The 18,311-nt window shown below is 68.9% G+C and carries 19 protein-coding genes and 1 pseudogene; 7 read left to right on the forward strand and 13 right to left on the reverse strand.

Annotated features, from left to right (window positions below):
• Positions 1 to 30: 30 nt before the first annotated feature.
• The 3 genes from ASF94_RS07955 (at position 31) to ASF94_RS21560 (ending at position 2,187) form a co-directional block, all read left to right on the forward strand.
• A complete protein-coding gene (locus tag ASF94_RS07955) occupies positions 31 to 516 on the forward strand; it encodes a BON domain-containing protein (protein ID WP_056664035.1) in 486 nt (161 codons plus the stop codon).
• A gap of 114 nt (positions 517 to 630) precedes the next feature.
• Positions 631 to 1,953, forward strand: a complete 1,323-nt coding sequence (locus ASF94_RS07960) for a PLP-dependent transferase (RefSeq protein ID WP_082493070.1) — start codon at positions 631 to 633, stop codon at positions 1,951 to 1,953.
• A 57-nt stretch (positions 1,954 to 2,010) separates the two neighbouring features.
• Positions 2,011 to 2,187 (forward strand): hypothetical protein, encoded by a 177-nt coding sequence (locus ASF94_RS21560; RefSeq protein ID WP_200933038.1) that lies wholly within the window; start codon positions 2,011 to 2,013, stop codon positions 2,185 to 2,187.
• Positions 2,188 to 2,236: 49 nt separating this feature from the next.
• On the opposite strand, the gene ASF94_RS07965 is transcribed toward ASF94_RS21560, so the two are convergent.
• Positions 2,237 to 2,905 carry an arylesterase gene (locus ASF94_RS07965; RefSeq protein ID WP_369818654.1) on the reverse strand — a complete coding sequence of 223 codons (669 nt, stop codon included), beginning with the start codon at positions 2,903 to 2,905 and terminating at the stop codon, positions 2,237 to 2,239.
• A 30-nt stretch (positions 2,906 to 2,935) separates the two neighbouring features.
• Between ASF94_RS07965 and ASF94_RS07970 the strand changes: the two genes are divergently transcribed.
• Together ASF94_RS07970 and rlmB are read left to right on the forward strand one after the other, a co-directional pair.
• Positions 2,936 to 3,652 (forward strand): ABC transporter ATP-binding protein, encoded by a 717-nt coding sequence (locus ASF94_RS07970; protein WP_056664042.1) that lies wholly within the window; start codon positions 2,936 to 2,938, stop codon positions 3,650 to 3,652.
• Between the two features lie 99 nt (positions 3,653 to 3,751).
• On the forward strand, positions 3,752 to 4,498 hold the full coding sequence (gene rlmB / locus ASF94_RS07975) for a 23S rRNA (guanosine(2251)-2'-O)-methyltransferase RlmB (RefSeq protein ID WP_056664044.1): 747 nt from the start codon (positions 3,752 to 3,754) through the stop codon (positions 4,496 to 4,498).
• Positions 4,499 to 4,692: 194 nt separating this feature from the next.
• Here rlmB and ASF94_RS07980 read toward each other — a convergent pair whose 3' ends face one another.
• The 11 genes and pseudogenes from ASF94_RS07980 to ASF94_RS08030 form a co-directional block, all read right to left on the reverse strand.
• Entirely contained in the window at positions 4,693 to 4,932 is a 240-nt protein-coding gene (locus tag ASF94_RS07980) for a hypothetical protein (RefSeq protein WP_056664047.1), read from the reverse strand.
• 21 nt (positions 4,933 to 4,953) lie between these two features.
• Positions 4,954 to 5,490, reverse strand: coding sequence for a hypothetical protein (locus ASF94_RS07985; protein WP_056664049.1), 537 nt, complete (start codon positions 5,488 to 5,490; stop codon positions 4,954 to 4,956).
• A 67-nt stretch (positions 5,491 to 5,557) separates the two neighbouring features.
• The gene (locus ASF94_RS07990; protein WP_056664052.1) at positions 5,558 to 6,541 is read right to left on the reverse strand and encodes an aldo/keto reductase; all 984 of its coding nucleotides are present in this window, start codon (positions 6,539 to 6,541) and stop codon (positions 5,558 to 5,560) included.
• A gap of 178 nt (positions 6,542 to 6,719) precedes the next feature.
• Positions 6,720 to 7,316: a chromate transporter gene (locus ASF94_RS07995; RefSeq protein WP_056664055.1), complete on the reverse strand. Its 597-nt coding sequence runs from the start codon at positions 7,314 to 7,316 to the stop codon at positions 6,720 to 6,722.
• Positions 7,313 to 7,948 (reverse strand): chromate transporter, encoded by a 636-nt coding sequence (locus tag ASF94_RS08000; protein ID WP_082493073.1) that lies wholly within the window; start codon positions 7,946 to 7,948, stop codon positions 7,313 to 7,315. The genes ASF94_RS07995 and ASF94_RS08000 overlap by 4 nt, the downstream gene beginning before the upstream one ends.
• A 156-nt stretch (positions 7,949 to 8,104) precedes the next feature.
• Positions 8,105 to 9,004, reverse strand: coding sequence for a 3-hydroxyisobutyrate dehydrogenase (mmsB, locus tag ASF94_RS08005; protein WP_056664058.1), 900 nt, complete (start codon positions 9,002 to 9,004; stop codon positions 8,105 to 8,107).
• 206 nt (positions 9,005 to 9,210) lie between these two features.
• Positions 9,211 to 9,639: pseudogene (locus ASF94_RS08010) on the reverse strand (TfoX/Sxy family protein); the annotation flags it as partial.
• Between the two features lie 13 nt (positions 9,640 to 9,652).
• Positions 9,653 to 10,228 carry an MOSC domain-containing protein gene (locus tag ASF94_RS08015; protein WP_200933039.1) on the reverse strand — a complete coding sequence of 192 codons (576 nt, stop codon included), beginning with the start codon at positions 10,226 to 10,228 and terminating at the stop codon, positions 9,653 to 9,655.
• A gap of 86 nt (positions 10,229 to 10,314) precedes the next feature.
• Positions 10,315 to 11,481, reverse strand: a complete 1,167-nt coding sequence (locus ASF94_RS08020) for an acyl-CoA dehydrogenase family protein (RefSeq protein ID WP_056664061.1) — start codon at positions 11,479 to 11,481, stop codon at positions 10,315 to 10,317.
• Between the two features lie 53 nt (positions 11,482 to 11,534).
• Positions 11,535 to 11,963, reverse strand: coding sequence for a lysozyme inhibitor LprI family protein (locus ASF94_RS08025; protein ID WP_056664064.1), 429 nt, complete (start codon positions 11,961 to 11,963; stop codon positions 11,535 to 11,537).
• Between the two features lie 89 nt (positions 11,964 to 12,052).
• Positions 12,053 to 13,576, reverse strand: a complete 1,524-nt coding sequence (locus ASF94_RS08030; protein ID WP_056664067.1) for a CoA-acylating methylmalonate-semialdehyde dehydrogenase — start codon at positions 13,574 to 13,576, stop codon at positions 12,053 to 12,055.
• Between the two features lie 141 nt (positions 13,577 to 13,717).
• Between ASF94_RS08030 and ASF94_RS08035 the strand changes: the two genes are divergently transcribed.
• Together ASF94_RS08035 and cycA are read left to right on the forward strand one after the other, a co-directional pair.
• Positions 13,718 to 14,590 (forward strand): LysR family transcriptional regulator, encoded by an 873-nt coding sequence (locus ASF94_RS08035; RefSeq protein WP_056664070.1) that lies wholly within the window; start codon positions 13,718 to 13,720, stop codon positions 14,588 to 14,590.
• A gap of 220 nt (positions 14,591 to 14,810) precedes the next feature.
• Complete coding sequence (gene cycA / locus ASF94_RS08040) at positions 14,811 to 16,223, forward strand: D-serine/D-alanine/glycine transporter (protein WP_056664875.1); 1,413 nt, start codon at positions 14,811 to 14,813, stop codon at positions 16,221 to 16,223.
• A gap of 112 nt (positions 16,224 to 16,335) precedes the next feature.
• On the opposite strand, the gene ASF94_RS08045 is transcribed toward cycA, so the two are convergent.
• Positions 16,336 to 18,300: a response regulator gene (locus tag ASF94_RS08045; protein ID WP_056664074.1), complete on the reverse strand. Its 1,965-nt coding sequence runs from the start codon at positions 18,298 to 18,300 to the stop codon at positions 16,336 to 16,338.
• Positions 18,301 to 18,311: the final 11 nt, after the last annotated feature.

Here is an 18,311-nt window from a genome sequence, read left to right on the forward strand (position 1 = left end):
TTCTTCCCCAGCGAACCCAAGGAGACCCTCATGATCCCCGCTCCGACTGTTTCCTCCTCTTCCTCTACTTCTTCGACCACCTCCGGCCTGCGCATGCTGGGTATCGCGTCCGCCGTCGCGCTGACGCTGGGCCTGGCGGCCTGCGACCGCAATGGCGCCGACCAGACGGCCGGCCAGAAGCTCGACTCCGCCGTGGCCAAGACGGAAGCCGCTGCGGGCGAAGCCCAGAAGAAGATGGAGGTGGCCGCCAGCGAGGCCAGCGCCGCGGCCCGCTCCGCTGCCGCCAATGCCGCTGCCGTCATGGACGATGCAGGCATCACTGCCAAGGTGTCCGCCGGCCTCGCCAAGGACGAGGAGCTGAGCGCCGTGAAGATCGACGTGGACACCCGCAACGGCATCGTGACCCTCAACGGCCCGGTCAAGAACACGGTGGCCAAGGAGCGGGCAGAGAACATTGCACGCAACGTCCAGGGCGTCAACAGCGTGGTCAACCAGCTGACGGTGACCGCCGGTTGATCGCTGCGCACCCTCTGAATCATCGATGGATGGCCGGCGGTGCGAGTCACCACCGGCCACTTCGCCGTGGGCCTTCCGGGAAGTTTCCGGCAGACGCGGCGCTAACATCGCCAGATGAATTCCTCCGCTGACGCCTCCCTTGACGCCTCCGTTGACGCATCGCCTGACGCTTCTTTAGTCACCCCCAGCGCCGCTGGCCACGACACGGCAGCGCTGACCACGCAGCTGGTACACCACGCCTACCAGCCGCCCGCAGGCTTCGCTGCGCCGCAGCCGCCGGTCTACAAAGCCTCCACCGTCATCTTCCCCAACGTCGCCGCCATGCGGGCGCGCGAGTGGAAGGATAAGACCAGCTACACCTACGGCCTGCATGGCACCCCCACCACCTACCAGCTGGAGGAACGCCTGGCGACATTGGAAGGGGGCGAGCAGTGCCTGCTGGTGCCCAGCGGCCTGGCGGCCATCGCCAATGTGTCGTTGGCGCTGCTGAAGACGGGCGACGAGGTGCTCATTCCCGACAACGCCTACGGCCCCAGCAAGGCGCTGGCCGAAGCCGAGCTGCAGCACTACGGCATCCGCCATGTGGTGTATGACCCGATGGACCCGTCCGACCTGGCGGCACGCATCACGCCCGCGACCCGGCTGGTCTGGCTGGAGGCGCCCGGCTCGGTGACCATGGAGTTTCCCGACCTCGCCGAGCAGGTGCGCATCTGCCGGGCACGCGGCGTCATCGCCGCGCTGGACAACACCTGGGGCGCGGGCCTGGCCTTCGCGCCGTTCGACCTGGCACCGGCCGACGGAGACGCCCAGGCGCGCTTGGGCGTGGACATCTCCATCCACGCCCTCACCAAGTACCCCAGTGGCGGCGGCGATGTGCTCATGGGCAGCATCACCACACGCGACCAGGCGCTGCACCTGCGCATCAAGCTGGCCCACATGCGGCTGGGACTGGGCGTGGGGGCCAACGACGTCGAGGCGCTGCTGCGCTCGCTGCCCAGCACGGCCCTGCGCTACGAGGCGCACGACCGCTCCGCCCGCGAACTGGCCCGCTGGCTGCAGGGCCAGCCTGCCGTCGCACAGGTGCTGCATCCGGCGCTGCCCGGCTCGCCCGGCCATGCGCAATGGCAGGCGCTGTGTGGCGGCCACCGGGGGGGCGAGGGCCTCGCGGCGGGTCTCTTCAGCGTGGTGATCGATGCAAGATTCGGGCAGGACGCGGTGGATGCGTTCTGCGACCGGCTGCGCCTCTTCAAGCTGGGCTACAGCTGGGGCGGGCCGATGAGCCTGGTGGTGCCCTACGAGCTGGCCAGCATGCGCGCACGCTCCACGCCGCACCTGCGGCCCGGCACCGTGGTCCGGTTCTCGATCGGCCTGGAGGCCGTCGAAGACCTGCGTGCCGATCTGGCGCAGGCGTTGCAGGGGGCGTTCGGCGCGCTTTGAAGGCAAGGCGTTCCAAACTGGTACATTGGTCTGTCACTTATCGAACGAGGAGCCATCTTGGCAACACCTAATTACGGATACGAAAAACGCCAGCGCGAACTCGCCAAGAAAAAGAAGAAAGAGGAAAAGCTGCAGGCCAAGTCGCAACGCAAGTCGGACGAACCGCAGGCTGACGGCGCTGCCGATCAGAATGCGCCCGCCAGCGACGACGCCGGCACGCCTGCCGGTCAGTGAACGCTTGCCCGCCGCGCCTGGCGGGCACTTTTGAGAAAGCTGCTGCGGGTCACCGCAGCAGCTTTTTCAATTCCGGCCACACATTCGCCAGCATGCGCGGCTGGGCTTCGGCCTTGGGATGGATGCGGTCGGCCTGGAACAGCGCCGTCGGGTCCTTCGCATCGGCCACGCCGGCCAGCAGAAAGGGCACCAGCGCCGCCTTTTGATCCGTGGCCACGGACGGAAACACCGCGCCGAAGCGGCGCCCGTAGTCGCCGCCATAGTTGGGCGGCACCTGCATGCCCACCAGCAGCACCTTGGCGCCGGCCTTGCGGGCCGCCTGCGCCATGAAGGCCAGGTTGTCCTCGGTGCCCTTCAGCGGCAGCCCGCGCAACGCATCGTTGCCGCCCAGCTCGATCACCACATGCGTGGGCCGGTGCTGGGACAGCAGCGCCGGCAGCCGCGAGCGGCCACCCGAAGTGGTGTCGCCACTCACGCTGGCGTTCACCACCCGCGCGGGAATCTTTTCCTCGGCCAGCTTCTTTTCCAGCAGCGCCACCCAGCCCGTGCCGCGCGCGAGGCCGTATTCGGCGCTGAGCGAATCGCCCACCACGAGGATCACCGGCGCGCCCGCAGCGCCTGCTGTGGCGGCTGCCTGCGCCCAGGCCGGCGGGGTGCAAAGCCCCACCGCGGCGGCCAGTGCTCCGGCCGCGATAAAGTCGCGTCGCCCTGTTCTCAGAATCGTTCGAATCACTGCCGAAAACCTTTCATGTCCGAATCCACTTCTCTGCCCGCCGCCGCTTCGTCCGTGCCTGGCACGCCCATCATCGCGGTCGAGCATGTGGTCAAGTCCGTGACGGATTCCACGGGCACGCTCGACATTCTGCGGGATATCGATTTCCGGCTGGCAGCGAGGGAAACGGCCGCCATCGTCGGCGCGTCGGGCTCGGGCAAGAGCACCCTGCTGTCGATCATCGCGGGCCTGGACACCCCCACCCGGGGCACCGTGCGGCTCGACGGCCAGGACCTCTTCGCCATCGACGAGGACGCGCGTGCCGCGTTGCGCGCCCGCAAGGTGGGCTTCGTGTTCCAGAGCTTCCAGCTGATGGGCAACCTCACCGCGCTGGAAAACGTGATGCTGCCCTTGGAGCTGGCCGAGCGGCGCGATGCGCGCCAGATGGCGGCGGAGATGCTCGCCCGCGTCGGCCTGGGCCAGCGGCTGTCGCACTATCCGCGCGTGCTGTCCGGCGGCGAGCAGCAGCGGGTGGCGCTGGCCCGTGCCTTCGTGGTGCAGCCGGCCGTCCTGCTGGCCGACGAACCCACCGGCAGCCTCGACTTCGCCACCGGCGAAACCATCATGCGCCTGATGTTCGAGCTGAACCGCGAATTGGGCACCACCCTGGTGCTGGTGACGCACGACCGCGGCATCGCCCAGCAGTGCGAACGCCGCATCACCATCGACGCTGGGCGCCTGGTCGAGGGCTAGCCAGAGCCTTTCGGGGCGCTTGCGCCCACAGTACCAGCGCCTCATGCTATCAATTGGATAGCGTTTCCGGGGCTGCGCTGCCACGCGGATAATCCAGGCATGTCCAGCCCCAAAGTTCTCTTCGGCTTTCACGCCGTCGGCGTGCGCCTGAAGACCGCGCCCCAATCCATCATCGAGATCTACTACGAGGCCACGCGGCGCGACGCCCGCATGCGCCAGTTCCTCGACCGTGCCCGCGAGGCCGGCGCCCGCCTGATCGAGGCCGACAGCGACCGCATCGCCAAGCTGGCCGGCAGCCACGGCCACCAGGGCGTGGCCGCGCGGGTGGAAACGCTCAAGCAGGCCACCTCGCTCGACGAGCTGCTGGAAGACCTGGAAGCCGCCGGCATCGAGCAGCCGCTGCTGCTGGTGCTCGACGGTGTTACCGATCCGCACAACCTGGGCGCCTGCCTGCGCGTGGCCGACGGCGCCGGCGCGCATGCGGTCATCGCCCCCAAGGACCATGCCGTGGGCATCAACGCCACCGTGGCCAAGGTGGCGAGCGGCGCGGCAGAGACCATGCCGTATTTCATGGTGACCAACCTGTCGCGCACGCTGGGCGAACTCAAGGAGCGCAACATCTGGTGCATCGGCACCAGCGACGACGCGCCCAGGACCATCTACCAGGTGGACTTGAAAGGCCCCGTGGCGCTGGTGCTGGGTGCCGAGGGCGACGGCATGCGCCAGCTCACGCGCAAGAACTGCGATGAACTGGTGTCCATCCCCATGAAGGGCGCGGTGGAAAGCCTGAACGTGTCGGTGGCGAGCGGCGTCTGCCTCTACGAGGCGCTGCGCCAGCGCGGTTGAGGGGCTGCGCCCACGGGCGGACTGTCGGGCTGTCGGACTGGCGGTGCCAACGCCGGGCGCAGCTTTTCGTTGCGCTGGCCCGCTGCACTCCGTCTGCAGCGGCTCCTCCGCATCGGTCGTGTGGTCCAGGCCGCAGAGTGCACGGCCCGAGTGCCCCGAGAGCGGACACGCCGCACGGCGCCGTGCCAGGGTTTTTACGGAAGAAAGTCGGCGGGAGTCAGCGGAGCAATGCCAAGCTCTGCCGGGCCGCATATCGAGGTGCTCGGCACATACCAGTTGTCGCTCCTCGGCAGGGCACACACACCTTGCAAATACATCTGCCCCGCGATTTTGGTAGCCGGGTCGGTCGCTCCCAATCTGGTGGTGTAGAGCCGGCCGGAGAGCATGCCGTTTTCATCGACCTTGAGATCCACCAGTTCATACGCGCTGACCATGCCCGGGGTGGAGAAGTACGATCAGACGTATGTGCCTTTGGAACGGAAGCTGTCGCCTGTGGGTTGCAAGTCCCCGGTGTAGCTGCATAGGATGTTGGAATTCAGCGTCATGGAAAACTGACCGGCGGCTGCCCGGATGTAGATCCGACCGGTCAACGGGTAGGCCGGGCTGCTACGGGACTGCAGTTGCAATTCGAACCTGTTGTTCAACCTGGCGAGATGGTCTTCGAATTGGTAGCGGTGCACCCGTTGGGGTTCTTCGCCAGGCAGCGTCAAAGTCCCGGAATTCGCACTGTCGAATGTGATGGCCACGGTGCCGAGCACGTTGGCCACCTGTCCGTTTCGCGCCGCCCCGCCGATGGCTCTGCCGTTTTTGTATTCGGTGAGGTCACCGGAAAAGGATCTGCCATCCGTGAGTTTTCCGCTCGCCTGCATGAACATCGACGAGCCGTCCTCCCGGTACCCGAAGTACGTCAGGATGAGGTAATCGCCGCCTTGGCGGTCCAGTTGAATGCCACGACCAGGCTTGCCATTGACTTCCGAACCGATGGACCACACGCCCTGCTGAGTACGGCCGCGCAGCCCGGCCGAACCCCCTCGCGCCGAGAGGGCCGATGAGCCAGTCTCATGGGGCGGCAGGCCTGGAAGTCTCTGCGCTCGCCTGGCTCAGGGATTCCAGCGCATCCGCATCCAGCTTGAGCTGGGCCGCCCCGACCAGGTCGCCCAGCTGTTCCAGCGACGTGGCGCTCGCGATCGGTGCGGTGATGACGGGCTGCGCCATCTGCCAGGCCAGCGCGATCTGGCCGGGCGTGGCCTCGTAGCGCTCTGCCACGGCATCCAGTTCGGCCAGGATGCGCAGGCCCCGGTCGTTCAGGTACTTGCCGATGGTGCCGGGCCCGCGAGCGCTCTTGCCCGCGTCTTCCTGGCTGCGGTACTTGCCGGTGAGGAAGCCGGCGGCCAGCGCGTAGAAATTGATGACGCCCACGCCACGCTCCAGGCACAGCGGCCGCAGCGTGTCCTCGAAGCCCGCGCGGTCGATCAGGTTGTAGAGCGGCTGCAGGCTTTCGTAGCGGGGCAGGCCCAGCCGTTCGCTGGTGTCCAGCGCCTCCCTCAGGCGCCCGGCGCTGTAGTTGGATGCGCCGATGGCGCGCACCTTGCCGGCCTGGATCAGGTCGGCATAGGCGCCCAGGGTGTCTTCCAGCGGCGTGCCGGTGTCGTCGTCGTGCGACTGGTAGAGGTCGATCACGTCGGTCTGCAGGCGCTGCAGCGACGCCTCCACCGCCTGGCGGATGTAGTCGGGGCGCAGCCCGACCCGGCCGTCGCCCATGTCCTTGCCGACCTTGGTGGCCAGCACGACGCGGTCGCGCTTGCCGCTGCTGCGCAGCCATCGGCCGATGACGGTTTCCGACTCGCCGCCGGCATGGCCTGGCACCCAGCGCGAATACACATCCGCCGTGTCGATGAAGTTGAAGCCGGCGTCGAGCCAGGCATCCAGCAGCGAAAACGAGGTGGCCTCGTCCACCGTCCAGCCGAACACGTTGCCGCCGAAGCACAGCGGCGAGACTTGCAGGCTGGAGCGGCCCAGGGGGCGCAGAGTGGGGGTGTTCATCGTCTTCGGTTCCTTCAGAAGTGGGGTTTCCGGGGCGACCCGCAGCCGTTGCGGTTGCAGTTGCCGTTGCGCGTGCGGCGAGCGGCTGCCGGGGCGAAAGCGGGCCTGGAGATGCCTCCGCATTCTTGCGCGCAAGTCGATGGCCCCACGCTGCGCTGCGGCATGGTGCGACCCCGCCTCAGACCCAGCCCAGGGCGCCCAGCAACGCGCCCGCGCCCAGCAGCCAGAGCAGGTGCACGCGGGTGTGCCAGACCAGCAGCGTGGTGACGAGCGTCACGCACCAGAGCCGCCAGTCGCGCGCGATGTCGCCGTGGGCGCTGGCCAGCACCCAGGCGGTGGCCAGCAGCAGGCCGATGACGACCGGCGCCATGCCGAGCTTGAACGCCCGCACCGAGCGGCGGTCGCGGTTGCGGTGCGCCCAGCGGGTGGCGAACCAGGTCAGCAGGCTGCTGGGCAGCATGATGCCCAGCATGCAGAGCGCCACGCCCAACGCACCCGCGGCCCAGCCGGCCGTGCCCGCGCCGCCGGTGTTGAGGCCGATGTTCCAGCCCAGCAGGGCGATGAACAGCACGTTCGGGCCGGGCGCAGACTGCGCCAGGGCGATGGACGCGCTGAACTGCGCGTCGGTCAGCCAGCCCTGCTGGCCGACCAGGTAGCGATGCATCTCCGGCGCGGTGGCGATGGCGCCGCCCACGGCCAGCAGCGACAGCGACAGGTAGTAGACGAACAGGTTCAGCCAGTCGGCCGGCTGCAGGTCGAGCACGAGAGGCGTCATGGCTGCGCGCTCCGAGGGGTGGGGGGCGGCAGGCTGCGCCAGCTCAGCACGCAGGCCGCCCCGCCCACGATCAGCAGGATCCAGGCGAGCGGCAGGCGCAGCACCACCATGGCGACGAAGGTGGCGAGCGCCAGCGCGCCGCAGACCCAGCGGCCCAGCGGGTGCCGCGCCAGCGGGGCCGCCAGCTTGCAGCCCACGCCGGCCACCAGTCCGGCCGCCACCGCGCCCATGCCGCGCAAGGCGCCGGCCACCGCCGGCAGGGTGGAGAAGCTGGCATACGCCAGGGCCAGCGCCAGCACCAGTACCAGCGGCATCAGCAACATGCCGGCCACCGCCACCAGCGCGCCCCGCAGGCCGAAATGCCGGTCGCCGATCATGATGGCCAGGTTGACCACGTTGGGGCCGGGCAGGATCTGCGCCACCGCCCAGTCCTCGACGAACGCCTCGTTGGTCATCCAGCGGCGCTTTTCCACCAGTTCGCGCTGCACCACGGCCAGCACGCCGCCAAAGCCCTGCAGCGCCAGCCAGGTGAAGGCCCAGAAAAGGGCGGAAAGCGACTGCGGCGCGGCGAGTGGTGGCTCAGCGAGGGGCGGAGCCGCCGTGGCTGCCAGGGGCGGGTTGGGCGAGGGCATAGCGGCCGATGTTAGGGCCGCCGGGGCGATGCGGCATGCGTGACTGCGGCCGTTTTTGCAGGTTGCGGCACAGCCGTTGGCCCGGCTGGCGGCCGCTCGCCCCGCCGGCGAGGCGCCCGGCACGGGTGCAGCGGCCCGCGCCCGGCCGAGGGCCTTTCAGCCCGCCTTTTTCTTCAGCGAGAAGACGATGCTCGAAAAGTCGAGCGCGCCGTGGCCCGCCAGGCTGTGCGATGCGTACAGGTTGCGGGCCAGGCCGCCGAGCGGGGTCGCGGCTTTCACCGCCATGGCGTTCTCTTGTGCCAGGCCCAGGTCCTTGAGCATCAGGTCGGTGCCGAAGCCGCCCGCGTACTGGCGGCTGGCGGGCGCGGCCTCCATCACGCCGGGCCAGGGGTTGTACTTCTCCAGCGCCCAGTTGCCGCCGGAGCTGCGGCGCATGATCTCGCTGAGCACCTTGGCGTCCAGGCCGTTGGCTACGCCGAGGGCGATGGCCTCGCTGGTGCCGGCCATCAGAATGCCCAGCAGCATGTTGTTGCAGATCTTGGCCGTCTGGCCCGCGCCCACGCTGCCTGCGTGGAAGATGTTGGCGCCCATCTTCTCCAGCAGCGGGCGGGCGCGCTCCAGGTCGGCCGCGTCGCCGCCGACCATGAAGGTCAGCGTGCCGGCGATGGCGCCGCCCGTGCCGCCCGAGACCGGCGCGTCGATGAAGCCCACGCCTTGGGCCCGCGCCGCGTCGGCCACCTTGCGCGACGTGGCGGCTGCGATGGTGGAGCAGTCGATCACCAGCGTGCCGGCCGGCAGCTGCGGCAGCAGGCCCGGCTGCCCGGCCTGGCCCAGGTACAGCGCCTCGACGTGCTGGCTGGCGGGCAACATGCTGACGACCACGTCCACCCCCGCTACGCACTGGCCGGCGTCGGCGCTGATGCGCACGCCGTCGGCGGACAGCTTGTCGCAGGCGGGCTTGGACAGGTCGAACGCGCCGACATCGTGGCCCGCCTTGTGCAGGTTCAGCGCCATGGGGCCACCCATGTTGCCCAGGCCGATGAATGCGATTTTCATGGTGTTGTCTCCGTTGGTGGGTTGGTCAGTTGGTGGTCTATGGGAATCGAGGTACAGCCAGTTCACTCTCCATTTGATAGCTGCATGCCCTTATGGAGAAAGCGCTGGAGGCCCAAATGGCGGTGAGGAGGCCAACCGTGGATGGCGGCCGCATTGCCGGCTGCATCCGTTGGATTGGCGGATACCTGGGCTCGCGTTGCGCATCGGTCGTCCGCCTCGAAGATGCCGTGGCGTCTCGCCTGGGCAGCGGACGGGGCGGGCGCTGCAGGCGCGCTGCGCTTGCGGCGCGGCGATGCCTTGGCGCGCGGGTTGTAGGCCAGGGCTTCGTCGATCCAGAACGTCCACTGGTCGCGCCTGGCGTACCCATTGGGCTCCACCCAGAAGTAGCCCTGCATGCCGCCGCCGGGCGACAGCTCCCGGGTGTTCTGCATTTCCTGGAACTCGCCGTGCCGCTCGGGCGGCAGGCGCACCAGCAGCTCGTCGCCCTTCACGCCGATGCAGAGCTTGCCGTCCACGAAGAAGGCCCAGCAGCCGAACAGCCGGCGCTCCTCGACATCGCCGCCGCGCTGCGCCAGCGCCTCGCCCACGGCGGCGATCAGGTGCAGCGTGGCGTCGGCGAGCGGGCGGGCAGGCATTCCGGACGCGCGCTTACACGCACTCCATGGCGCGGTGCGGCGCTGCGGGCAGCCGCAGCTCCACGGTGTCGCCGCCTTCGATGGCGCCACCCTCCAGCACCACGGCCATCACGCCGGTCTTGCGCACCAGGTTGCCGGCGGCGTCCCTGTCCAGCGTGGCAGCCATCAGGCCGCGCTGGAAGCGATCGATCTGGCTGCAGGGGTTGCGCAGGCCGGTCAGCTCCAGCACCGGGCCCCGGGCGAAACGCAGCTGCGTGCCGACGGGCAGGGCGATCAGGTCTTCCCACTGCAGGCCGGGCGCGCTCTGCAGCGTGACGTTCTCGCCCAGCTCGCCCGCCGCCACGACGAAGCCGCGCTCCAGCAGGTGGTCCAGCAGCGAGGCGCTGATGAGGTGCACCTGCCGCAGGTTGGGCTGCTCCGGGTCGACCTTGGCGCGCGAGCGGTGCTGCACGGTGCGGCCGTAGTGCGCATCGCCCACCACGCCCAGGCCCGCTTCCAGCACGATCGACGGCACCGGCTCCTTGGAAAACCGATGTTCGCCGTCGCGGTGGACGGCCAGCACGGTGGTCTGCAGGGCAGGGCTGCTCATGGGGTCTCCAGTGAAAAAAGGCATCGAATCAGGCGCGGGCGCTTGATTGGCGTAGGTTTGTTGCTATCGAATATATAGCTTTTATTTCAGCGGATGGCCTGCGGCGCGTCGGCTTCCAGCATGCGCCGCGCGATGATGACCCGCATGATCTCGTTCGTGCCTTCCAGGATCTGGTGCACGCGCGCGTCGCGCAGCAGGCGCTCCAGCGGGTATTCGCGGATGTAGCCGTAGCCGCCGTGCAGCTGCAGCGCCTCGTTCACCACCGTGAAGCCGGCGTCGGTGGCAAAGCGCTTGGCCATGGCGCAGTAGGTGGAGGCATCGCGCGCGCCGGCGTCCAGCTTGGCGGCCGCCAGCCGCACCATCTGCCGCGCGGCGACCAGCTCGGTCGCCATGTCGGCCAGCTTGAACTGCAGCGCCTGGAAGCTCGCCAGCGTCTTGCCGAACTGCCTGCGGTCGTGCAGGTACTGCTGCGCCGCGTTCAGCGCACCTTGCGCGGCGCCCACCGAGCAGGTGGCGATGTTGATGCGTCCGCCGTCCAGCCCCTTCATGGCGATCTTGAAACCCTCGCCCTCGGCACCCAGCAGGTGGTCGGCCGGCACGCACACGTTGTCGAAGCTGATGGCGCGGGTGGGCTGGCTGTTCCAGCCCATCTTCTCTTCCTTCTTGCCGTAGTGGATGCCGGGCGTGTCGGCCGGCACGGCGAAGGCGCTGATGCCGCTGGCGCCCGAATCGGCCGCGCCGGTACGGGCCATCAGCACCAGCACGTCGGTGCTGCCGGCGCCGCTGATGAAGGCCTTGGCGCCGTTGATGACGTAGGCGTCCCCGTCCCGTTCGGCGCGGGTCTTGAGCGACGCCGCATCCGATCCGGCGCCGGGCTCGGTCAGGCAGTAGCTGGCCAGCTTCTCGCCGCTGGTCAGCAGCGGGCCCCAGCGGTCGCGCACCGCGTCGGTGGCCCAGCTGCCCAGCATCCACGTCGCCATGTTGTGGATGGTGATGAAGGCGGTGGTCGATGGATCGACGGCCGCCATCTCCTCGAACACCAGCGTGGCGTCTAGCCGGGGCAGGGCGAGGCCGCCCGCGCTTTCCGGCGCATACAGGCCGCAAAAACCGAGTTCGCCCGCTTTGGCGATGGCCTCGCGCGGGAAGATGGCTTGCGCGTCCCAGTGGGCGGCATGGGGGGCCAGCTCCGCCTGGGCGAATTCGCGGGCGGTGTCGGCGAAGGCGCGTTGTTCTTCGGTCAGCTCGAAATCCATGGTGCGGGTGTCTCCGGCTCGTCGTTGTGGGAGGGGCGCTGATCCCGTGCGGCTCACTGCGGCCGGGCGGACGGGTGCTCCAGCGTCAGCCAGCGCATCAGGCCGCGGCGCCGGGCTTCGGTTTCGGCCGTCAGGCACTCGTGGTACAGGCGCGGGCCCTCGGGTTGGGCTTCGGTGGCGCGTGTGGACTGCTTGCAGCGCGTGACGCGCTCGCGCTGCCAGGCCGACTGTTCCTGCCGCAGCTGCGGCCGTTCGTGCGCCGACAGCGCGCGCATCACGTCGCCGTACAGGATCGTGATGGCCGTGTCGGCCTGCTGGTACGTCTGCACCGCGCAGGCATTCGTCTCGGCCACCGTGCCGCCCGGCTGGCAGACGGCACCTGCCTGGGCATGGGCGCCGGCAGCGCACAGCAGCGACAAGGCGGCGCCACCGGCCGTCCTGCCCCAGCCGGTCCGGGATCGATGGGTCTTAAAAATGTCCATCCTTCGCTTGTACCACTGCGCCGCAGCCCAGCCGCTTGCAGCCGTGCAGCCGTGCAGCCGTGCAGCAACGCAAGGGGGTCAGGGCGCGGTCACTTCAAGCTGATGGTGGTGTTGACCCCGTGGGAGACGGTGCTGTCGTCGAACCACCGCGCCGTCACCGTCTTGGTCTGCGTGTAGAACAGCACCACCTGCTTGCCGTAGGGGCCCAGGTCGCCCAGCTTGGAGGCGCGCGAGCCGGAGAACGAGAAGAGGGGCACCGGCACCGGGATCGGCACGTTGATGCCCACCTGGCCCACGTCGATCTCTTCCTGGAACTTGCGTGCCGCGGCGCCCGACTGCGTGAAGATGGCGGTGCCGTTGCCGTTCGGGTTGTCGTTGATGAAGCGAATGGCTTCATCGATGTCCGCCGCCGCGCCCAGGCACAGCACGGGGCCGAAGATCTCCTGGTCGTAGATGCTCATGCCCGGCTTCACGCCGCTGAACACCGTCGGGCCGACGAAGTTGCCGTTCTCGTAGCCGGGCACCTGCGGCTTGCGGCCGTCCAGTTCCAGCGTGGCGCCGTCGGCGATGCCCCGCTCGATCAGGCTCTCCACCCGGTCCCTGGCCGCGCAGGACACCAGCGGGCCCACGTCGGTGCCTTTCTCGGTGCCGCCGCTCACCTTGAGCGTCTTCGCCTTGGCGACCAGGTCGGGAATCCACTGCTGCGCCTCGCCCACCAGCACCACCACCGACAGCGCCATGCAGCGCTGGCCGGCCGCGCCGAAGGCGGCGCCCGCCAGGGCGTTCAGCGTCTGCTCCTTGTTCGCATCGGGCAGCACGATGGCATGGTTCTTCGCGCCCATCATGCACTGCACGCGCTTGCCGTTCAGGCTGGCGCGGTTGTACACATGGGTGCCGACCTTGGTCGAGCCCACGAAGCTGATCGCCTTGATGTCCGGGTGGTCGCAGATCGCGTTCACGGCGTCCTCGCCGCCATGCACCACGTTCAGCACGCCAGGCGGAACGCCGGCTTCCAGCGCCAGCTCGCAGAGGCGCATGGTGACCATCGGGTCCTGCTCGGAGGGCTTGAGCACGAAGGTGTTGCCGGTGGCGATGGCCATCGGGAACATCCAGAGCGGGATCATGGCCGGGAAGTTGAACGGCGTGATGCCGGCGCACACGCCCAGCGGCTGCATCAGCGTATAGGTATCGACGCCATTGGCCACGTTGTTGGCCAGCTCGCCCAGCTGCAGGTTGCCGATGGCGCTGGCGTGCTCCACCACCTCCAGGCCGCGGAACACGTCGCCTTCCGCATCCGGCAGGGTCTTGCCCTGTTCGGCCGTCAGCAGGGCGGCCAGCTCGGACATGTTCTCGCGGATGAGCTGCTGCAACTTCAGGAAGATGCGCGAACGCGCGCCGATGGGCGTCTTCTTCCAGGTCTTGAACGCTTCCTTGGCGGATGCGACCGCCGCGTCGATCTCCTGCGGCGTGGCGAAGGGCACGCGGGCCAGCACTTCCTGCGTGGCCGGGTTCACCACGTTGCGCCACTGCGTGGTTTGGGATTCGACGAGCTGGCCGCCGATCAGCAGCTTGACGGTGGGCGCCAGCACGGCGGTGGACTGGGGTGCGTTCATGAGCGATGTCTCCGGTAGATGTAGTGCGTCCGGCGCGGCAGGGGTGCCCGCGACCCATCCATCGTAGCTGTGCGAAATTGACAGGGCAATGCACAATCTCGCACTCCAGCTTTGCATTTCTGCACAGAGAACGAGACTCAGATGGATTGGGACAACCTGCGCTACTTTCTGGAACTGGCCCGCTCCGGCACGCTGGCCGCCGCCGCGCGCCGCACGGGGGTCGAGCACACCACCGTCGCCCGCCGCATCCAGGCGCTGGAAAAGCAGATGGGCAGCGCGCTCTTCGCCCGCGAGGCCGGCGGACACCGCCTGACCGAAGCCGGCCGCCAGCTGCTGCCTGCCGTCGAAGCCATGGAAACCGCCGTGCTGGGCGTGAACCACGCCGCGCCCGATGCGGGCGGCGGCCCGACCGGCGTGGTCCGCGTCGGCGCCACGGAAGGCTTCGGCACGCTGATGCTGGCGGCCCACCTGGCGCGCCTCACGCAGCAGCACCCGGGCCTCACCATCGACCTGCTGGCGCTGCCCCGGATGCTGCACCTGAGCCGGCGCGAGGCCGACATCGTCATCTCGCTGGAGCGGCCCACGCGCGGCTCGGTCATCGTCACCAAGCTGGCGGACTATTCGCTGCATCTCTACGGCCAGCGCGAATACCTGGCCCGACGCCCGCTCATCCGCACGCGCGACGACCTGCGGCACCATGCGTTCGTGAGCTATGTGGACGATCTGCTCTTCACCAAGGAGCTGCAGTTCCTGGATGCGCTGCACCCGCCCGAGCGCTTCGCCTTCCGCAGCACCAGCATCACCGCGCAATACGAAGCGGTGCGCGCGGGGGCGGGCCTGGCGGTGCTGCCCGCCTTCATCGCAGGCAGGGACCCCGTGCTCTCGCGCGTCCTGACCGAGGAGGCCAGCTTCACGCGCACCTTCTGGATGAGCATGCCCGCCGAGGCGAAGCACCAGGCGCGTTTCCAGGCAGTGTGGGGCTCGTTGAAGCAGGTGGCTGGACAGCTGCCTTGACGCACCGGCCGTGCCTGCCGCCCCTGCGCGGCCGCCACGGCCGCCACGGCTGCCACCCTCGCCGCATGGCTGAGAGGGGCCGGGCTGCCGCGCGCCGGCATTCCGATCGCTTATGCTCGCGCGCTTTGCCCTCGGGAAAACCCTTGTCCCGAGGCGCTGAGACGGGCCACGGCGGCGCGCGACGCGCACCGGCCGTACCCGCATTTCCCTCGGAGTGTTCATGACCCATCCAGCCCCGCCCACCGGCCCGGGCTCGCACGTCGTCCCAGACGACCTGCAGCGCAATCTCACCAACCGCCACATCCAGCTGATCGCCATCGGCGGGGCCATCGGCACCGGCCTCTTCATGGGTTCCGGCAAGACCATCAGCCTGGCCGGGCCGTCCATCGTGTTCGTCTACGCCATCATCGGCGTGGTGCTGTTCCTGGTGATGCGGGCGATGGGCGAGCTGCTGCTGTCCAACCTGCAATACAAGTCGTTCATCGACTTCTCGGCCGATCTGCTGGGGCCCTGGGCCGGGTTCTTCACGGGCTGGACCTATTGGTTCTGCTGGATCGTGACCGGCATCGCCGACGTGATCGCCATCTCGGCCTATGCCCAGTTCTGGTTTCCGCACCTGCCGCAGTGGGCTCCGGCGCTCGGCTGCGTCGGCATGCTGCTGGCGCTCAACCTGGTGACGGTGAAGCTGTTCGGGGAAATCGAATTCTGGTTCGCCATGATCAAGATCGTCGCCATCGTGGCGCTGGTCGCCACCGGCTTCTACATGGTGTCCACCGGGTTTCAGTCGCCTGCCGGGCGCACGGCATCGCTCGCCCACCTGTGGAACGACGGCGGCATGTTTCCGCACGGGCTGATGGGCTTCTTCGCCGGGTTCCAGATCGCCATCTTCGCGTTCGCGGGCATCGAGCTGGTGGGCACCACGGCCGCCGAAGCCAAGGACCCGGAGCGCACCCTGCCGCGCGCGATCAACTCCATTCCGGTCCGGATCATCGTGTTCTACGTGCTGGCGCTCGTGGCCATCATGGCCGTCACGCCCTGGCGCGACGTGGTGCCGGGCAAGAGCCCGTTCGTCGAGCTGTTCGTGCTGGCCGGGCTGCCGGCCGCGGCAGGGGTGATCAATTTCGTGGTGCTGACCTCGGCCGCCTCGTCGGCCAACAGCGGCGTGTTCTCCACCAGCCGCATGCTCTATGGCCTGGCGCTCAAAGGCGATGCGCCCCGCTCATTCAGCCGGCTGTCGCCCAGCAGCGTGCCGTCGCGCGGCCTGCTGTTCTCCTGCGCCTGCCTGTCGCTCGGCGCCTTCCTGATGTGGGTGGTGCCGGATCTGGTGGAAGCCTTCACCCTGGTGACCACGGTCTCGGCGATCCTGTTCATGTTCGTCTGGTCGCTGATCCTGCTGTCTTACATCGCCTACCGCCGCCAGCGCGCCGCCCTGCATGCCGCATCGCAGTACAAGATGCCGGGTGGCGTGCTGGTGTGCTGCCTGTGCCTGGCCTTCTTCGCGGCCGTGTTGCTGCTTCTGTCGTTCGAGGCCGACACCCGGCAGGCCCTGCTGGCCACACCGGCGTGGTTCGTGCTGCTGGCGGTCGCGTACCAATTCGTGCGTCGGCCCACCCCATCCAACGCCCCAGGCTGATTGCTATAAAAAGTATAGCAACAGACCCTTATTGCACAAGCGCTCGGGGCTGATTTGACCTGAAAACCAGTGGCCGGCTCGCGGAGACAGACTCCGCGAAGGCCGTCAGCGGTCAGACCAGCAGCTGCAGCAGCCGATGCGGCTGCAGCGGCTTGCCCAGGTGGGCGTCGAAGCCGGCGGCCAGGGCGCGTTCCCGGTCCTGCGGGCGGGCAAAGGCGGTGAGGGCGACCGAGTGCAGCCGCTGCGCGCGGCCGGCGGCTTCCTCGCGCTGGCGGATGGCGGCGATCAGCTGGTAGCCGTCCTTGCCGGGCAGGCCGATGTCGCTGACCAGCAGGTCGGGCCAACGGCGATCGATCTCCCGCAGGGCGTCGTCGTAGTTGTCCACGGACCGCACGCGCGCGCCCTGGTCGGTGAGGATGATGTTCAGCATCTCGCTGGTGTCCACGTTGTCCTCCACCACCAGGATGTCCTTGTCCTGCAGCCGAGGGACGCTGCCGTCGTCGATGGGCGCTCCGTCCGGCCCGTGGCCATCGGCACCGGTTCCGGCCAGCTCGTCGGGGGCCACCAGCAGGTGGGCCCGCATGGTGGTGCCCTGCCCGAGCCCCGCGCTTTCCGCCTGGATGGCGCCGCCGTGGAGCTCGATCAGGTGCTTGACGATGGACAGGCCTAGCCCCAGGCCCCCGTGCACGCGATTGTTCGGGGGGCCGCTCTGCGTGAAGCGGCCGAAGAGGTGCGGCAGGAACTCGGGCGCAATGCCCATGCCTTCGTCCTGCACCACCACGTGTAGGTCGTCGCCCTCCCGCGAGAGCGCAATGCGCACCGTGCTGCCGGCTTCCGAGAACTTGATGGAGTTGGTCACCAGGTTCCAGATGATCTGCTGGAAGCGCGTGGCGTCCAGCCAGGCGGGCGTGCTGGCGTTGTGGCGTTCCAGCACGATGTCGACCTTCTTGGCGTCCGCCGTCTCGCGCACGGCGTCCAGCGAGATCAGTGCCAGCTCCACCGGATCGGCCCACTCGCGGTGCAGCCGCAGCTTGCCCGACGCCAGGCGCGACACGTCGAGGATGTCGGAGATGATGCGGCTTTGCGCCTGCACGCCGCGTTCGATGGCGCTGATGCCGCGCGCCAGCATGTCGGGTGTGACGCCCGGCCGCTTGAGCATGTGCGCCCAGCCGGTGATCAGGGTGAGCGGCGTGCGCAGCTCGTGCGAGAGCACGGCGACGAAGTCGTCCTTGGTGCGGCTGTGGCGCTCGGCCAGCACGCGGGCGGCCTGCTCGCGCTCCAGCACCTCCTCGCGGCGGCGCTCGAATTCGATGCGTTCGGAGAGGTCCCGCGCGATGCCGATGCGCATGCCGGGTTCCACCGCGTCGGACATGCTCCAGTCCAGCAGGAGTTCCTGCCCGTCGGCCCGCAGCAGCGGCAGCTCGCCATGCCAGGCGGCGGCGGTGGGCGCCTCAGTGTGCTCGCGCACGAACTGCTGCCATGCCGGCGAGGCAAGCGACGCCACCTCCACGCCCACCAGGGCCGTGCGCGGGCGCTGCAGCAAGGCACAGGCGGCAGGGTTCACGTCGGAGAAATGGCCGCGCTCGTCGATCAGCATCATGGCGACGGGCGCCTGGTCGTAGATCACGCTGAAACGGGTCTGGCTGCTGCGCAGCCGGTCTTCGGCCATGCGCGCACGGATCAGCGCCTGCAGCGTGGCGATCAGCAGCGGCGGCTCCACCGGGTGCACCATGTAGGCGTCGGCCCCGGCGTTCAGGCCGGCCACCCGGTGTTCGCTCTGGACGTAGGCGGCGGACAGGTGCACCACCGGAATCAGGCTGGTGCGCGGGTTGCCGCGCAGGGCGCGGCACACGTCGAAGCCGCTCATGTCGGGCAGGTGCACGTCCAGCACCACGGCGGCCACACCGCCGCCGGCCATGCTGATGGCGCTGCCGCCGCTGTCGGCCTCCTCGGTCAGGAAGCCCGCAGCGCGAATGACACGGGTTGTGGAATAGCGCGTGGCGGGGTTGTCGTCCACGACCAGCACCGTGTGGCGACCCCGGTCGATGGTGGGGGCAATGATTCCGGAAAGCGGCATGCTGGCTGTCT

The sequence above is a fragment of the Acidovorax sp. Leaf160 genome (assembly GCF_001424265.1).
GTDB lineage: Bacteria > Pseudomonadota > Gammaproteobacteria > Burkholderiales > Burkholderiaceae_C > Paracidovorax.

Coding starts and splice junctions, on each gene's coding strand:
- ASF94_RS07960 (WP_082493070.1), top strand. CDS start 631: ATGAATTCCTCCGCTGACGCCTCCCTTGACGCCTCCGTTGACGCATCG.
- ASF94_RS08000 (WP_082493073.1), bottom strand. CDS start 7,948: ATGCCCTCGCCCAACCCGCCCCTGGCAGCCACGGCGGCTCCGCCCCTC.
- ASF94_RS07990 (WP_056664052.1), bottom strand. CDS start 6,541: ATGAACACCCCCACTCTGCGCCCCCTGGGCCGCTCCAGCCTGCAAGTC.
- mmsB (WP_056664058.1), bottom strand. CDS start 9,004: ATGAAAATCGCATTCATCGGCCTGGGCAACATGGGTGGCCCCATGGCG.
- cycA (WP_056664875.1), top strand. CDS start 14,811: ATGACCCATCCAGCCCCGCCCACCGGCCCGGGCTCGCACGTCGTCCCA.
- ASF94_RS07980 (WP_056664047.1), bottom strand. CDS start 4,932: ATGGTCAGCGCGTATGAACTGGTGGATCTCAAGGTCGATGAAAACGGC.
- ASF94_RS07995 (WP_056664055.1), bottom strand. CDS start 7,316: ATGACGCCTCTCGTGCTCGACCTGCAGCCGGCCGACTGGCTGAACCTG.
- ASF94_RS08025 (WP_056664064.1), bottom strand. CDS start 11,963: ATGGACATTTTTAAGACCCATCGATCCCGGACCGGCTGGGGCAGGACG.
- ASF94_RS07955 (WP_056664035.1), top strand. CDS start 31: ATGATCCCCGCTCCGACTGTTTCCTCCTCTTCCTCTACTTCTTCGACC.
- ASF94_RS08030 (WP_056664067.1), bottom strand. CDS start 13,576: ATGAACGCACCCCAGTCCACCGCCGTGCTGGCGCCCACCGTCAAGCTG.
- ASF94_RS08035 (WP_056664070.1), top strand. CDS start 13,718: ATGGATTGGGACAACCTGCGCTACTTTCTGGAACTGGCCCGCTCCGGC.
- ASF94_RS08045 (WP_056664074.1), bottom strand. CDS start 18,300: ATGCCGCTTTCCGGAATCATTGCCCCCACCATCGACCGGGGTCGCCAC.
- ASF94_RS08015 (WP_200933039.1), bottom strand. CDS start 10,228: ATGAGCAGCCCTGCCCTGCAGACCACCGTGCTGGCCGTCCACCGCGAC.
- rlmB (WP_056664044.1), top strand. CDS start 3,752: ATGTCCAGCCCCAAAGTTCTCTTCGGCTTTCACGCCGTCGGCGTGCGC.
- ASF94_RS08020 (WP_056664061.1), bottom strand. CDS start 11,481: ATGGATTTCGAGCTGACCGAAGAACAACGCGCCTTCGCCGACACCGCC.
- ASF94_RS07970 (WP_056664042.1), top strand. CDS start 2,936: ATGTCCGAATCCACTTCTCTGCCCGCCGCCGCTTCGTCCGTGCCTGGC.